The organism is Formosa undariae (genome assembly GCF_042427615.1).
GTDB classification, from domain to species: Bacteria; Bacteroidota; Bacteroidia; order Flavobacteriales; family Flavobacteriaceae; genus Formosa; species Formosa undariae.
The window spans coordinates 496699-514404 of record NZ_JBHMEZ010000012.1 but is presented as its reverse complement, the minus strand read 5'-3'; the positions used below and the strand labels follow the sequence as shown (position 1 = coordinate 514404).

Genomic DNA, 17706 nt, shown 5'->3' with positions numbered 1-17706 from the left:
GATTTAGATAACTCTATACCCTTATATTATTAATGAATATGATTACTTTTGCAGTATGAATTATAACGATACAATTATTGCTTTAGCAACACCTTCTGGTGCGGGTGCTATTGCTGTTATCCGATTGTCTGGTAAAGATGCTATACGTTTAGCGAGTGATGCTTTTAAATCGGTGAGTGGAAAAACATTGGGAGATCAAGCGACTCATACTATTCATTTAGGACATGTTTTGGATGGACCGCGTGTAATTGATGAGGTTTTGGTATCTATTTTTAAGAATCCGAAATCGTATACAGGTGAAGATGTAATCGAAATATCTTGTCATGGTTCGCAATATATTCAGCAAGAAATTATTCAGTTATTTCTTCGAAAAGGGTGCCGTATGGCTGATGCGGGTGAATTTACCTTAAGAGCATTTTTAAATGGAAAATTAGATTTAAGTCAGGCGGAAGCTGTAGCCGATTTAATTTCGAGTGATAATGAAGCGAGTCACCAAATTGCGATGCAACAAATGCGTGGTGGATTTTCTTCGGAAATAGCGAAACTTCGCGAAGAGCTTCTAAACTTTGCATCGTTAATAGAATTAGAATTAGATTTTGCTGAAGAAGATGTCGCTTTTGCCGATCGTACTCAATTCCGTGAACTAATAACACGAATTACGTTTGTGTTGAAACGATTAATTGATTCGTTTGCGGTTGGAAATGTGATTAAAAACGGAATTCCTGTAGCTATCGTAGGAGAACCAAATGTTGGAAAATCTACTTTATTGAATGCCCTTTTAAATGAAGAACGTGCCATTGTAAGTGAAATTGCAGGGACAACTCGAGATACAATTGAAGACGAATTAAGTATTGGTGGTATCGGATTTCGTTTTATAGATACTGCTGGAATTCGTGAAACTACAGATATTGTTGAAGGTTTAGGTATCAAGAAAACTTTCGAAAAGATTGAGCAGTCTCAAGTTGTTGTGTTTTTAGCCGACGGAACGAAATTAGATTCCGAAACAAAAATTCATGTCTTTAAGATTGAAATTGAAAAAGTAAAAAATAAGTACCCTTTAAAACCGATGGTTATTATCGTGAATAAAGTGGATCAATTAACTGAAGCTTCTATTTCTCATTTAAAAGAAGAACTTCCTGATTTACATTTATTATCTGCAAAAACAGGATTAGGAGTAGAGGAATTAAAAATGAAACTTTTAGATTTTGTAAATACAGGTGCTTTAAGAAATAACGAAACGATCGTAACAAACACGAGACATTATGATGCATTACTAAAAGCATTTGAAGAAATTCAGAAAGTCCAATACGGATTAGACACCGATTTATCTAGTGATTTAATGGCGATAGATATTCGAGAAGCACTTTATCATTTTGGAGTCATTACTGGTCAAGTTACGAATGATGAGTTGTTAGGGAATATATTTGCTAATTTTTGTATCGGGAAATAAATACACTCTACAATTATAACTTCTTTGTATTGTAAATCAAGGTTTTATGTTGTGTGGTGTTTCGATTGGGATTCGTAATATATAGTATGCTTGTTACGGTAATTGTACAACTTTAGATCATTTTAAATGTAAATGACCTAGAGTTGTAAAATTAATTTAGAAACAGAATTATATTAGGGATAGGGTGGAATATAAGTAGGGAAGTATTATAAAGTACGACCTGTTTTAAGTCCGTTTTGATAAATTTAATTAATCCCTGTAATTTAATGCTGGTGCTCTATCGCCAAGCAATGACTTGTATTTATAATCTCCTTTAGATTGTATAAATTCTTCTTTTGCTTTTTGTATTAATTCTGGGTTGGTAAATAAATCAATGGCTGTAAATGCTAATGTTTTAGAAGCGACCATCATACCTTTTATACCTATTTCTGTACCGCCAGAAGCTACCGCTTGCCAGCTATGTGCACTTGTGCCTGCTACCCAAGTTGCAGCTCTTAATCCTACGGTTGGAATTGCGTAACTTACATCTCCTACATCTGTCGAGCCAAGTGTTTTTGCAGTGCTTAAAGGTTTTACTATTTCTACAGAATTTATAGCGTCTAATTTATTTGTGAAGGTTGATTGCATTTTTTGTGCAAAAATGATTTCAGTATCTGTATAGGTTACGCCTCCAACTTTTTCTAAGTTATTTTGCATGTTTTCGGCTAATGTTTTATTAATTAGCAGGTCGTGTACACCTCCAATTATTTCATAGTCCATTGTTGTTTCTGTACCCAAGGCAGCGCCTTCAGCGGCTTTTTTAATTCTTTCGAAAGTAGATACAACCTCGGTTTTTTCAGGGTGTCTTGCATAATAATATACTTCGGCAAATTCAGGAACTACATTTGGGGCTTTACCACCATTTGTAATTACATAATGAATTCGAGTTTCTTGTGGTACATGTTCCCTCATCATATTCACCATATTATTCATTGCCTCTACAGCATCTAGTGCAGAACGCCCTTTTTCTGGTGACCCAGCAGCATGCGAGGCCTTACCATAAAACCGAAACTTAGCAGATATATTAGCCAATGAACTTGAGTTAGTCACCAAATTGTCGTCGCTTGGGTGCCAATGTAATACAGCATCTACGTTATTAAATAGGCCTTCTCTTACCATATACACTTTTCCGCTACCTCCTTCTTCTGCAGGACATCCAAATACTTTTATTGTTCCTTTTAGTTTTCCGGACTCTAATAATTCTTTTACTGCAATTCCAGCAGCAACAGACCCCGTGCCAAATAAATGATGTCCACAAGCATGTCCATTTATTGAATTTGCATTTGGTGTTTTTATAGGTGAATTGTCTTGCGAAAGGCCTGGTAAGGCATCATATTCTGCCAAAATCCCGATTACAGGCAAGCCACTACCATAGGTTGCGACAAAGGCGGTAGGCATTCCTGCGACTCCTGATTCTACCGTAAAACCATTGTTTTTTAATGTGGTTTGTAACAATGTGGAACTTTTTTCTTCTTTAAATCCCAATTCAGCATAATCCCAAATAGTCATCGCCATTTCGTTATACGCATCGTAGTTCGATTGTATTGTTGTCGCTGTTTCTGTTTTTAACGCATTAATAGCTTTTTTGCTTTGACCCAAGCAACTTAATCCAATAGTCAGTGAAAAAATACAGGTAATAATTAATTTCATAGTGTTTATTTTAATGAAGATTTTTCTTTAAATAATTCGATATTGAATAAACTGTATCGTCCTGAACAGGAAATACAGTTAGAAATTGTTTTTAGTCTGATAATTTATTAAATATATAGTGTTCAATTTTTTAACGATATATAATCTCATCTTTTTAAATAGCAATTACGCCTTGAGTCATGTTATATTGGTAACTATGGTTTCTCTGTCATAGCAAGTATCCATCTGTTTTCTTTTTAGTATTTCTATATACACATTGCTATTGTGAGTGTTATCTGCATATCCAATCATATATGGTTTTAATTTATTATTTAACAATTATCCTATATTATTTTTAATAAAACATCATGATTGCTTAATTATATTCTTAAAACGATCTTTTTTAATAATAATATTGAAATGTTGTCTATATATATGTTATGATTTGCTTAATTTATTGAGACATTGCAGGATCGTAACTACAATTATAAAAATTTAAAGCAAAATTTATGCGAGAATATGGAGAATCAGCAGCAACTACGACCCTAAATATAGGTAGCTCTGCTGTAAAACAAATACCAGTATCTAGTGCATCGCATATTTTGCCTGTAAAGATGTCTGATGCTTTAATTTGGAAAAAATTAAGAGAAGGGGATAAATTGGCACTAGGAGAACTTTATGATAGATATGTAGATGTTTTATTCTCTTATGGCATGTATTATTCTAAAGATAGAGGATATGTAATGGATTGTATACATGATTTATATGTCGATTTATATAAATATAGAAGTAATCTTTCTAAAACAGATAACGTGAAATATTACCTTTTTAAATCTCTAAAACGGAAGATTAATAAAAAATATAATAAGAAAAATAATTCAGTGTCTATAGATGATTATGACTACGAGATAGAAGCTTTAAATAAAAATCATACAGATTCTTTTGAAAAAAGTATAATTATTAAAGAGCACACTTCGGAAAGAAATAGAAGGTTAAAAAAGGCAATAAATACGTTAAGTGAAAAACAGAGAGAAATATTGCTTTTAAGATTTGAAGAAGAAAAAACTTATGAAGAAATCTCTGAGGCCATTGGTGTAACTGTGCAATCTGCCAGAACCTCTATATATAGAGCAATAAAAGCGTTGAGAAAGTTAAATTTCATTTATATGCTTCTTACTATAATTTCTTTTTTAAAGTAAAAATTGAATTTAACGTCTATATAGAAATTATTTAGTGCTATTAATATATGTAGTGCTTCTAATACTAACAATACAGTTTATAATACATAATGAAAGAAAATTTAAAAAATAAAGTGAAAATTTTACCAATTACTAGATTGGAAAAAACTGCTTTAAAAAATAAAATTTTTAATTCCTTGGATAGGAATAACCCTAGAAAAAGATATAAGTTTTTGGCGATTGCAGCAATGGTTTCTGTTGTTTTTTGTGCAACGTTCTATTTAATGTTTTTTAATAATTATTCTTCATCTTCTTCGATTACTGAATTTGTTAATTCTACTGAAGAAATAGATTTTAGTAAAGCAGGCGAAATCGTTCTTATTCTAGGAAATGGTGAGAATCTAGAAATTGAAGAAGATAAAAGTAATATTCAGTATTCTAACTCTGGTAAGACCATAACTATTGGTGGTCAAAAAGAGATTAAGCAAGAGATATCTAGAAATAATAAAAAAGCGTTTAACACGATTATGATTCCATATGGAAAGAGATCTAAAATAATGCTTTCAGATGGTACAACTGTATGGCTTAATTCTGGGTCAAAATTAGTATATCCTGTTGCTTTTAATAGTGATAGAAGAGAGGTTTATCTAGAAGGAGAAGCCATATTTGATGTTTCTCACGATAAAAATCATCCATTTATAGTCTTGTCAAGTGATCAAGAAATCGAAGTTTTAGGAACTGTTTTTGGAGTTACAAATTATACAGATGAGCGTGCTATTAAAACTGTTTTAAAAAGCGGTAGTGTTCAGATAAGTTATCATAATGATCCTTCTCATTTATATACAGATAAAATAAAAATTACACCAGGAACTAAAGCAACTTATAATAAATCGACTAAAAGTATTGTGTCAGAGAAAGTTAATGTCGATAATTATTTTTCATGGAGAGAAGGCGTTTTAGTTTTTCAAAACAATGACTTAGAGTATGTTATTAATAGAATTTCAAAATTTTATAATATGGATGTTGAGATCCAAAATAAAGAATTATTGAAGGAAAGGTTTTCAGGTTCTCTAGATTTAAATGAATCAATACATAAGGTTATCGAGAATATAGCTTTAAGTACTAATTTAAATTACATCATCAAAGACGATAAGGTAATCATTAATTAAAAGAGTTAAAGGTATGAAATGAATAGTATTGGAATTAGTCAAAATACCAGAAGATGCGCCAACATCTTCTGGCTTATTTTAATCTCATTGCTGTAAGGAATAGCAATTAATAATCAACAACAAAAATATGAAAAAAAAAACAACCATAGGATTTAAGATACTTATGAGAATATTTCTACTATTTATTAGTCTAAGTCTTAGTACTGTTTATGGAAACACTGCAATAGGTCAATCAAAAATTAATATTGATGTAAATAGTGTGTCGATAGCAGATTTATTTAAGGAGATTCAAAGCTCGAGTGATTATATCTTTTTTTATAAAGATGATGTTCTAAGTATAAATAAAAAGATATCATTAAAACTAAAAGATGTGAATATTGAAGATGTATTAGATAAAGCATTTTCGAATACCGATTTAAGTTATAAAATTAATGATAGACAAGTCGTTATTAAGAAGCAAAGTAATTTGCAAAAGACTGGAGCATTAGGAAGTAATCAAGTAATGCAAAATCATGTCATTTCAGGAAGTATTGTCGATAAATCAGGGATGCCGCTACCAGGAGCTTCTGTTCTAGAAAAGAATACAGGTAATGGTGTTACTTCAGATTTCGACGGTAATTTTAAAATTACCGTTAAAAATACTGATGCTGTTCTAGTGGTAAGTTTTTTAGGCTACATAAAACAAGAGATTACGGTTCGCGACACAACGATTCAGGTTGTATTACAAGAAAGTACTGAGAATTTAGACGAGGTACTTGTCGTGGCATATGGCGAGCAGAGTCAGAAATCTTTCACAGGTTCGGCAGTAGGCTTAGACCTTGCTAAGGTTGAGGAAATGCCAACATCTTCTTTTCAGGAGAATTTACAAGGAAACGTATCGGGAGTACAAATGTCTTCAGCAAGTGGGCAACCAGGATATTCGCAAGATATTTTAATTAGAGGTGTAGGGTCTATAAATGCCGATTCTAATCCATTATATGTGGTAGACGGAATTCCTGTTGTTTCAGGAGATATCTCTACGCTAGCTACTAGTTCTAATACAATTGCAGGAATTAATTCAAAAGATATTGAAACAATTACGGTGTTAAAAGATGCCTCTGCAACATCTATCTACGGATCTAGAGGAGCAAATGGAGTTATTTTAATTACCACTAAAAAAGGAAAATCTGGTAAAACTAAATTTGATTTTAGTACGCAATATGGAGTCAGTGAAATGATTTTTTCTGACCGAAATAAATTATTAACCACTCCGGAAAGTTTGGAATTACTAATAGAAAGCCGTGTAAATAATGGTGAAAGTTTTGAAGATGCAGAGAAGTATATTTACGATAATGTAGACGAAAATGTAAATACAGACTGGAAAGATGTAATTACAAGAACGGGGCAGTATAAACAATATGGATTTAGTGCAAGTGGAGGAAGTGACAAAACTGTGTTTTACTCTTCTGTAGGGATTTACGAACAAGAGTCGGTTATCATTGGTGTTGACTATAAAAAGTTGAATGCAAAATTGAATGTAAATCATCAAGCAAATGATAAATTATCTATGAGTTTTGGCGTATCGGCAAGTAATCAAATATTACATACTATAAGCGACGCGGGAAGTGCATATAACCCAGTTAGAGCCATGTATAGAGAAGTGCCATGGCAACCTGTTTATAATGAAGATGGATCTTATAATACCGATATTTTACTGACATATAACCCTGTAGGATTAGTCGAAGAAAACGAGAGAGAATCTAAGTTATATGGTATTTTAGGAAATGTTGGTTTGAATTACGATTTCACAGAGAATTTGTCTTTTGAAACTAAAGCTAATATTGACTTTAATTTAGCTGATGAATTTCAGTATGATAATCCGTATTTTGGAGCAGGTAGAAATGATGGTGGTCGTGGTCGATCTTCAAATAACATTGTTTTAAACTGGAATGTAACGAACTTACTGAAGTATAAATTAGATCTAAATGAAGACAATACTTTTAACTTCTTATTAGGTCAGGAAGCACAAAAAATAACAAGTAATTCGGTGTATGCTTATGCGAGTAATTATGGGGCAGAAGGGCTAACTACTCTAGATAATGCTTCTGTGTATCAGGACGCATCTAGTACAGAAACAGCATCTTCATTATCTTCTTTATTCTTTAATATCAGTTATTCGTTTAAAGATAAATACTATTTAAACGTAACGGCAAGACGAGATGGTTCTTCAAGATTTGGATCGGATGTTAGATATGCCAATTTCGGATCTGTTGGAGCAGGTTGGAATATTGATCAAGAAGCGTTTATGGAAGATGCTTCATTTATTAGTAAATTAAGATTAAGATCTAGTTATGGTGTAAATGGAAATCAAGAAATTGGAGATTTTGCTTCAAGAGGTTTATATAGCACTGGAGACGATTATAATGGTGAACCAGGATATTCTTACAGTCAGCAGTCCAATCCGGCTTTAACATGGGAAAAGAATAAACCCTTTAATGTGGGTTTAGATTTCGGACTTTTTCATCGTTTGACAGGTACAGTCGAATATTATACTAGAAAAACATCTAATTTACTATTTGAAGTACCAATATCTTCAACCAACGGTCTTACTAGTTATCTAGATAATGTAGGTGAAATGAAAAATAGTGGAGTAGAGCTATCTTTATCTGCAAGAATTATCGATAATCCTAATGGGTTTTCATGGAAATCAGATTTTAATATTACCACAAATACAAATGAAATCACAAAACTAACGAATGACGAATCTATAGTTGGCGATAATTATATTCGTGAAGTAGGTAGCGATTTTTATACGTTTTATATGCCAGGTTATGCTGGAGTAGATAGTGCTAATGGAAATGCATTATGGTATACAGATGGAACAGAAACAGCAACTACAAGTAGCTATAGTGAAGCAGAATCTTACGAGCAAGGGAGTGCTTTGCCTAACTTTTATGCAGGATTTACAAATTCTTTCAGCTACAAAAACTTTAGTTTGTCGGTTATGCTTTTCTTAAACGAAGGAAATAAAGTATACGATACTTGGGGAAGATATGTGGCAAGTGACGGAAGTGCACAATTAAACGATCGTGGAAACTTAACACGAAAAATTTATGAAAATAGATGGCAAGAACCAGGAGATATTACCGATGTCCCAAAAGTAGTTTGGGGAAACACACAATCTGGTTTATCTAATCAGCATTCAACACGATTTTTATATGATGGGACATATGTTAGATTAAGAGATATTACACTAGCATATCAATTTCCGAGTGAATTGGTTAAAAAATTGAAAGTCAGTAATGTTAGGTTTTATGTTAAAGGAACCAATACGTTAACATGGGTAAAAGACAAGGGATTAGAAATAGATCCAGAAGTCGGTATTGATGGTACAGCTAACTTAAGAATCCCAATTTCTAAACAATTCTTAATGGGATTAGATTTTTCATTTTAAAAACAAAAACACATGATCGTAAAATTTAAACATATATTAATTCTTGCTACTACGGTATTTACCGTTTCATGTAGTGAATCTTTTTTAGATATAGATCCGGAACAAAGTATTGCAGCAGAAAATGCTGTTGTAGATCTTTCTAGCTTACAAACCTCTATATACGGCGTATATAGTAAATTACAGAGTAATGATTATTATGGAAGAACCATGTATGTCGTTCCTGAATTAATGGCAGACGATTTGTATCTGAGTTCTAGAAATACAGGGCGTTATTTAGAATTTGAAAACTTTGTAGTTTCAGAAAGGAATACAGAGGTAGAAGGGTTATGGGATGCAAGCTACGAAGTTATTGTAAATGCCAACCGTGCTATAGATGGTGGAGAAAAAATAGAGACTTCCAATACTTTAGAGCAAAATGCTATTAACCAATTAGTGGGAGAAGCTTATGCGATTAGAGCATTAACCTATTTTGATTTAGTAAGAATGTTTGCTCAACCTTACAATTATACTGCAGATGCTAGTCATCTGGCAGTTCCTGTTATTACAGAAGTCAATATCGATGTAACCTCTCCATCACGAAACACAGTAAACGAGGTATACACGCAAGTTAAAGCCGACCTTATGTCTGCTCTTAATTTATTACAAGATGAAAAAGGAGAAGGTCGCTTTTCTAAAGGTGCAGTAAACGGATTAATGGCTAGAGTCGCTTTATACGAAGAAGATAATATCAATGCTATCACATACAGTTCTGAAGTCATCGATAACGGAGGATATGCTTTAATTTCTAATACAGATTACAGCACACTTTGGAGTACAGACTTTAATACAGAAACACTTTTCGAAATTGTAAATACAGTCTCAGATAACGAGGGAAGTAATAGTCTTGGACATTTTTTTAGTGTCAAAGGGTATGCAGATGCTTTAGTAACTACAGATTTATATAATCTTTACGACGCTCAAGATGTTAGAGTACAGGCAGTGCTTTCAGGAGAAAAACCAAGTGCAGAAACAAATGCGCTTTTTGTGAATAAATTCCCTAATGAAACTACTGGCGATGATAATATTAAAATCTTGCGCTTAGCAGAACAATATTTAATAAGAGCAGAGGCTTATGCAAAAGGAGGAGAAACAACTTTAGCTCAAGCAGATTTAAATGCTGTTATAAAAAGAGCGAATCCAGATGCTTCAGACATCACGGAAACAGGTACGGCATTATTAAGTCGTATTCTTGAAGAGCGAAGAAAGGAACTGGCTTTTGAAGGCCATAGATTGTTTGATTTAAACAGAAATAAAATGGATATTAAAATAATTCAATCAGATAAAGAATTAGTTATTAGCTATCCAAACGATAAATTTATTCTTCCTATTCCATTATCAGAAATTAATTCAAATCCCAATATAGAACCACAAAATACTGGCTATTAAATGATCTCAGTAGAAGTTAAACCGTACCTATTACTTAAAAAGCACGTGTTTAGAATTGCAGGAGGTTCTAGAACGAGCACTCCTGTAGTATTAGTCAGATTAAAATATAATGAATTTGAAGGCTATGGGGAGGCATCTATGCCTCCCCTATATGGCGAAACTATAGCGTCGGCGCAAACTTTTATTAAAACGTTAGATTTTAGTAAGACTTCTTATCCGTTTGATCTAGAAAATATATCAGCATATTTAGACCGTCATGCAAAAGGAAATACAGCCGCTAAGGCAGCCATAGATATGGCGTTACATGATCTAATCGGGAAAATAGAACAGGTGCCTTTATATCAGTATTTTAATTTGCCTAAAGTAGCTCTTAAAACCAGTAAAACAATTGGAATAGATAGTGCTAAAATTATTGAAGAACGGGTGGCCGAAGCTGACGAATTTCAGTTTCTAAAAATCAAATTAGGTAGCGATAACGATGCCGAAATAATACAAGCCGTAAGGAATGTTACCGATAAACCTTTGTTTGTAGATGCCAATCAAGGCTGGACAAATAAGGAAGAAGCTCTAGATAAAATTGAATGGTTAAAGGAACAAAACATAGTCTTTATTGAGCAACCTATGCCTAAAAAAGCCTTTTCGGATATGGAATGGTTGGTCGCTAGAAGTCCTTTGCCTTTAATAGGAGATGAAGGGATACAACGTTTAGACGATGTAAAAACGGCTAGTCATTTTTATCATGGCATTAATATCAAATTAATGAAATCTACGGGGTTGCATGAAGCTTATAAAATGGCTAAAATGGCCAAATCGTTAAACCTGAAAATCATGTTGGGATGTATGTCCGAAACTTCATGTGCTATAGGCGCTGCAGTGCATTTGGGAGCTATGGCAGATTGGGTCGATTTAGATGGTAATTTGGGCGTTACTAATGATCCTTATCAAGGACACGACGTTAAAAATGGAATTATTCACCTTAATGATACTAACGGAATTGGATTAATTAATCCCAATTGGGACAAGATTTAAATTTATGTGTAAACGACATCAGATTGCTATCCTTTTATTCTTAACGCTTATACTTAGTAATTGTAAAGAAGAAAAAAAGAAGGTTGTAAAAATTATTGACACTGTACAAAATGATACTTTAGATCGCTATTTTTCAAAATTATATGAAGCTAAAATGTTTAACGGGGCAGTAGCCGTAAAACGAAAAGGCAAATTAATTTTTAAAAAAGGATATGGTATTGCAAACTTAGAACAGCAAACTCCCTTTTTACCAAATACGTCCTTAGAAATCGCTTCGGTTTCTAAACAATTTACTGCAACCGCAATTTTATTATTACAACAGGATGATAAACTAAAAGTAACCGATTTTGCTTATAAATATTTAGGTGAAGACTTTCCTTATAAAGATATTACAATTTCACAGCTGTTGTCTCACACTTCAGGATTAGCAGATTATTCTGCTTATTTTAAGGCAAATTGGGACGCAACTAAAATTGCTTATAATAAAGATATTCTTCAATATTTTAAAACAAATACACCTGAGCTTTTAAGCTCGCCAGGAGAAAAATATAAATATTCAAATACGGGTTATATCTTTTTAGCAGAAATCGTTAACGCGGCAAGTGGAATGACGCTAGCCGATTATTTATCTGAGAAAGTGTTTACTCCAATGCAAATGGAAGATACTTTTTTTGTAGGCAGAGATAGCATTTGGGATAAAGATAATTATGCGCCAGGTTATATGTTTAATATCGTGAATTGTGAGCATGTAATACCGGAAACACTGCCAAATAAGGCGTATTATCGTTTTTTAAGCGGACGTTTAGGATCAGGAAGATTATCATCTAGTATAGACGATTTAATAAAATGGGATCAGTTTTTATACAGTGATTCTATTTTTAATAAAGCGTCAAAAGTATTGGCTTTTACACCGCATCCGCCAACAAAAGAAGCTTCAGATTACGGATATGGGTGGCATATTAAGGAAGATAGTTTAAGTGGTAAAGTTGTGTTTCATACAGGAAGCTGGGCAGGAAACTTAACGTATATCAGTCGGTCTATAGATACAGAAGATCTTATCATTATTGTAAATAACACTTATAATCGAGTTTACTTAAAAGAAATAAGAGCTAGCGTCAATGGATTTCTAAATAACGAACCGTTGCAATTGCCAAAAGTGAAAGCAAGTGAATTGTTTAAATTAAATTCCTGTGACTTGTCTGCAGAGATACTAGACCAATGGTACAAAGAGCATAAAGACATAAATTGGGATCTGGAAAATTTATTAAAACTTCAAGATGACTACTTAAAAGTTGAGGCAACAGATAAAAGTGACCTATTAAGCGTGCTCATTAAAATTATTCAAGCAGATAAAAATTTTCATTAGTCATTTTATCAAATGAATCTATCCATTGCTTTTCGCTCATAATCAAATAAAGACTAATTGATTCTATGAAAAATTTAAATATACTAGTTACTGCTTGCTTTCTGATTTTTATAAGTTGTAAAGATGATAAACCTGTAAAAAGAGATGTTCGTGTCGATATACTTATACAAAATGGTATTGTTTACAATGGAATTAACGTCGAACCAAGTCATATTTCAATAGGAATAAAAGAGGATAAAATTTATTATATCGGTGATGAAAGCACTTTTAATATAATCGCTTCGAAGGTTATTGATGCTAGCGGATTAATAGTTTCACCAGGTTTTATAGATCCGCATACACATGCAGACAAAGACTTGAATGATATAAGCACTTCACAAAATCTTCCATTTTTAATGCAAGGCGTGACTACGGTTGTTATTGGTAACGATGGTAGGAGTTTTTACCCTATATCTAAGTATAAAAAATTATACGAGCAAAATGGTATCGGAACAAATGCGGTCTTATTAGTGGGACATGGTACGGTTAGAAATGAAGTTGTTGGTAATAGTAATAGAGAGGCGAATAAAGACGAAATTCTAGGGATGCAAACTATTATTCAGAAAGAAATGGATGCAGGAGCGTTCGGCATATCAACAGGTCTTTTTTATGCTCCAGGAAGTTACGCGAGTACAGATGAGGTAATCTCTCTGGCAAAAATTGTTGCTCAAAATGATGGGATTTATGATACGCATTTAAGAGATGAAAGTGCGTATTCTATAGGTTTAATTCCTGCAATTGAAGAAGCTATTGAAATTGGTCGTCAATCAAAACTACCCATTCATATATCACATATTAAATGCTTAGGAGTAGATTCTTGGCACAAAAGTGACTCTATTATAAATATAATAAATACTGCAAGAAGAGAAGGCATTGATGTAACCGCTAATCAATATCCCTATGATGCTTCTGCAACTAGTTTAAAAGCCTCTGTAGTGCCGCGTTGGGCAGAAAGTGGAGGTATAGATTCTTTGTTTTTTAGATATGAAACACCTAGCCTAAAGCATCAGATTTTAGAGGAAACCAAGACAAATATCGCTAGAAGAGGAGGTGCAGATAAATTGTTAATTGTAAAAGCTGAAGAATCTTCTTTTGTGGGCAAAAATTTATTAGAAATCTCCAAACAATTAAATAAGACCCCCGAAGAAGCTGTGTTTAATATAATAAAATTAGGAGCAGTGAAGGTCGCTTCTTTTAATATGATTCCTGAGGATATACATAATTTTATGAAACAAAAATGGGTCGTAACTGGATCTGATGGAGGATCTGGACATCCAAGAAAATATGGATCATTTCCAAGGAAATATAACAAATATGTAAAAGAAGAACAGCAAATTACTATAAGTCAGTTTATAAATAATAGTACATCCAAAACAGCCGAAATTTTAAAAATTAAAAATAGAGGAGTGTTGAAAATTGGGAATTATGCCGATGTTATCATTTTCGATCCAGAGACATTCAAGGATTTGGCAGATTATACAGATGCATTTCAATTTGCACAAGGTTTGGAATACAGTATAATTAATGGTAAAATATCAGTCGAAACGGGCAAAGCAACAAAATTGTTAAATGGTAAAGTTTTAAAAAAATAACAGCTATGACAAAACATAATTATATTATTTATGTGATACTATTAGTGTCCGTTTTCAATTGTAAAGAAAAAGAAAAAACAATAGTATCGACTAGTGATAAAGAGATTGGTGATATTATTAATACCGTTATAAACGATAAAGAGAGTTTTTATTTTATAGATTTTCTTAATTATCCACACAAAGATAATAACCTTCCCATTGGTGTGTTTGATTCAGGAATAGGAGGGTTAACGGTTTTAAAAGCTATAGTCGATTACGATCAAAATCAAAATGGAACTAAAACCCCTGGAAGTGATGGTGTTTTGGATTTTACTAATGAAAGTTTTATTTATTTAGCAGATCAAGCCAATATGCCATACGGTAATTATTCTGAAGTTAATAAAGTAGACCTACTTAAGGAGCATATAATTAAAGACACACAGTTTTTAATGGGGAACAAGTATTATTCTAATCAAGAAGATTCCACATTTAACACAGACAAAAAACCTGTAAAAGTTATCGTTATTGCTTGTAATACAGCCACAGCTTATGGTAAAGATCATATCGAAGAATTTATAAAAAAAGCAGATTCTGATATTAAGATAATTGGGGTGATTGATGCAGGTGTTCGAGGTGTCTTAGAAACGATGCAAAAAGATGATGATGGTATAATTGGGGTAATGGCAACGGCCGGTACAGTGGGATCCAAAGGCTACGAAACAACTATATTAAGTTTGAAGGATCAATTAGGATTTACTGGAAATATAGAGGTGTTCTCACAAGGTGGTATTGGAATTGCAGAGGCCGTTGATGAGGATACAGATTACTTTAATAAAAATCTTAGCAAACCCAGGCAAGAGTATAAGGGACCTAGTTTAAACAGTGATATTAAAATAGATAAAACCTTATTTGATATTTATAATTTCGATTTTCAGAATAGTAAAATGCTATGTGATACCGATAAAGCAGATGATTGCTCAATTTTACAAATTAATGATCCTGAAAACTATGTGCGTTACCATGTTGTTACGTTGTTAGAAAATATTAGAAAATCAGAAACTAAAAACCAATTGAAATCAATTATTTTAGGCTGTACGCATTATCCTTTTTTAATAGATGAAATAAAGTTAGTGTTGAATGAATTATATAATTATAAAGGAAATGATGGACAGTATGTGTATCGGAAATTCATGGTTGAAGATATTAAACTAGTTGACCCTGCTATAAATACCGCTAAAGAATTATACGCATATTTAAATCAAAAATCCCTATTTAATGCTAATGGGAATATAAAAGATAGTGAGTTTTATATTAGTGTCGCCAATCAGGATAACAGGAGTATTAAAATTGATGCTGAAGGACGGTTTCCTTACGAATATAAATACGGAAGAAATGTAGGTCAAATTCAAGAATATATAAAAAATGTACCTTTTAGTAGAGCTAATATTTCTGAAGATATACTAAACAGACTTGAAACGCAGATTCCTAATGTTTACCAATTAATTCATGAGTTTAATAACTCTAATAATAAGGTTGATTTTTTAGAAAACAAGGATAAAATCTAGGTGTTTACTTAATATGATTGAAAAACTGTAATGCTTATTACTGTTTTTTGAATCACGATCCTATTATAAAAAGTATGTAAGTTTAGAGTTTATCTTAAACGAGTTACGTTGTGCGATCAAGTAACAAAATAAGGTAACTTTTAACGAGATACACATCCCGTAAATTATATTTTGTGTCTCAAAACAGCAAAATGAATTGGTTAATTAGTGTATAAATTTATTATACGGTGAAAAATATTTTTATTATCAATTCTATGTGCTTCACGTCTCTAAAATTCCTTAATATATGAATTCTTTATATCGTGTGTCGAGTAAATGGATTAAAAAATAAAAAGCAATTTGAATAAACAAAACTTTTTTGATTATTATACTCCTAGAACAACTAAAGCGCTGCACCTAGCTTCTAAAGAGTAGATCACAAAATTTTAAATGACAATCTAATTTACATTTTGAACGAAACGGATATGTCCACCTCTTATTTCATTTATAAGTCCGTCGTCGTAAGCTACAGGTCCATAAACCACACCACCAGATTCATATATTTTCAGAGCTAATAATACTCCAGATTCATTCTTTGATGAAGTTAAATAAAAAGCACGATCTCCCACGTTGTTAAATGGATATACAGTTGTTCCCGAAAAATTTAAAGACATGCCATATGTATTCACTCCATTAAATTCCCATATTAAATGATTTCCTCTAGTGAGTGAAGTGTTTGAATTTCTATTTAGTAGTACCTCCCATTCTTCAACCGAAGGTAAATGCCATCCATCGGGAATTTGTTGCAAAAGTTCTTCCCATAGAACTATTTCACCATCATAACTCAATGTCTTTCCATTATTTGTATTGCTTTTGGGTGGTTCTTCATCAAATAAAACAACCTTAGCTTTATTATTAACTAAATAATCTGTTGTTGTCCACCTTTGGTTATCAATTTCAACCCAAGAATATTCAGTATCAAAAGTTTCATTTGTAACTTTACCAACCTTAAACACGTCTTCTTGTGGGTTCACCTGATACATTATCATATTTAAATCGATTGATGTTTTATCTTCTATGTAATAATTTAGTTTATTAATTTCATGGTTTGAGGAAAACCATAAAACGACTTCAGATTCAGTATTGCTTTTAATAAATAGTTGCTTTTTTTGCATTTTGGAATAAATCTCTGTCCACAATAATTGCGTATAATTGCTCGCTAATACTTTATCCATTTTAAAACTGTCATCAAATCTGCTTTCTCCAGATAAAGATTTAGCAATACCATATTCAACATCATTTAAATCAAATTGTAATCCGATTATCGAACTCAAATATTTCTCGGAACTTGTTTTTAAGCTGACCCTATAGAGGTATGTTGCTGTTAATAAATTATTAATTTGCTTCTCTTGAATGTCATCTTTGTAAATCGTATTTAATAAACTATTGTAACTAAGAACAGACGATTCAATGGTTTTAGTGTGTTCAAAATCGACCGTATTTGGGTCAATATCATCTCCTTCAGAACAAGAAATAGTTAAAAGTATAAGAACACAAATACTACTAATACATGATTTCATAAGTTTATTAATTTTTATAACGTTACATGTTTGTATAGTTGCGATTTTGTATGCTGAGATTTTATGAAAAAAAATTAGCAGCTAACAAAAGAGCAACTCCTTATGTTAGGTCTAAAAATAAGGAATGTTTTTTACACCGTCTTATATACAGTGTGTTATTTTTTGCAGTTATAGAAAGTGATTTATGCGCCTTACTTTATGGGTATTTCTAAGGTCTAACATTTTAGAGTATCGATTACGCGTAGAAAATGTGT

11 protein-coding genes are annotated in these 17706 nt (G+C 32.3%); 9 read left to right on the top strand and 2 right to left on the bottom strand.

The features are described from left to right. Positions 1-55 precede the first annotated feature (55 nt). Positions 56-1450, top strand: a complete 1395-nt coding sequence (gene mnmE, locus ACFFVB_RS13175; RefSeq protein WP_382383430.1) for a tRNA uridine-5-carboxymethylaminomethyl(34) synthesis GTPase MnmE — start codon at positions 56-58, stop codon at positions 1448-1450. A gap of 249 nt (positions 1451-1699) precedes the next feature. On the opposite strand, the gene ACFFVB_RS13170 is transcribed toward mnmE, so the two are convergent. Beyond that, entirely contained in the window at positions 1700-3139 is a 1440-nt protein-coding gene (locus ACFFVB_RS13170; RefSeq protein WP_382383429.1) for an amidohydrolase, read from the bottom strand. A gap of 488 nt (positions 3140-3627) precedes the next feature. Here ACFFVB_RS13170 and ACFFVB_RS13165 point away from each other — a divergent pair, with 488 nt between their 5' ends. The 8 genes from ACFFVB_RS13165 (at position 3628) to ACFFVB_RS13130 (ending at position 15893) form a co-directional block, all read left to right on the top strand. Then, on the top strand, positions 3628-4317 hold the full coding sequence (locus tag ACFFVB_RS13165) for an RNA polymerase sigma factor (protein ID WP_382383427.1): 690 nt from the start codon (positions 3628-3630) through the stop codon (positions 4315-4317). Between the two features lie 89 nt (positions 4318-4406). Then, positions 4407-5465 (top strand): FecR family protein, encoded by a 1059-nt coding sequence (locus ACFFVB_RS13160; protein WP_382383425.1) that lies wholly within the window; start codon positions 4407-4409, stop codon positions 5463-5465. 127 nt (positions 5466-5592) lie between these two features. After that, complete coding sequence (locus ACFFVB_RS13155; RefSeq protein WP_382383423.1) at positions 5593-8898, top strand: TonB-dependent receptor; 3306 nt, start codon at positions 5593-5595, stop codon at positions 8896-8898. A gap of 12 nt (positions 8899-8910) precedes the next feature. Further along, positions 8911-10323 (top strand): RagB/SusD family nutrient uptake outer membrane protein, encoded by a 1413-nt coding sequence (locus ACFFVB_RS13150; protein WP_382383422.1) that lies wholly within the window; start codon positions 8911-8913, stop codon positions 10321-10323. After that, positions 10324-11352, top strand: coding sequence for a dipeptide epimerase (locus ACFFVB_RS13145; RefSeq protein WP_382383420.1), 1029 nt, complete (start codon positions 10324-10326; stop codon positions 11350-11352). It begins immediately after the preceding gene. A 4-nt stretch (positions 11353-11356) separates the two neighbouring features. Next, complete coding sequence (locus tag ACFFVB_RS13140; protein ID WP_382383419.1) at positions 11357-12718, top strand: serine hydrolase domain-containing protein; 1362 nt, start codon at positions 11357-11359, stop codon at positions 12716-12718. Between the two features lie 65 nt (positions 12719-12783). After that, the gene (locus tag ACFFVB_RS13135; protein WP_382383418.1) at positions 12784-14349 is read left to right on the top strand and encodes an N-acyl-D-amino-acid deacylase family protein; all 1566 of its coding nucleotides are present in this window, start codon (positions 12784-12786) and stop codon (positions 14347-14349) included. Positions 14350-14354: 5 nt separating this feature from the next. Then, on the top strand, positions 14355-15893 hold the full coding sequence (locus ACFFVB_RS13130; protein ID WP_382383417.1) for a glutamate racemase: 1539 nt from the start codon (positions 14355-14357) through the stop codon (positions 15891-15893). A gap of 437 nt (positions 15894-16330) precedes the next feature. On the opposite strand, the gene ACFFVB_RS13125 is transcribed toward ACFFVB_RS13130, so the two are convergent. Then, positions 16331-17452, bottom strand: coding sequence for a fibrobacter succinogenes major paralogous domain-containing protein (locus ACFFVB_RS13125; protein ID WP_382383416.1), 1122 nt, complete (start codon positions 17450-17452; stop codon positions 16331-16333). Positions 17453-17706 lie beyond the last annotated feature (254 nt).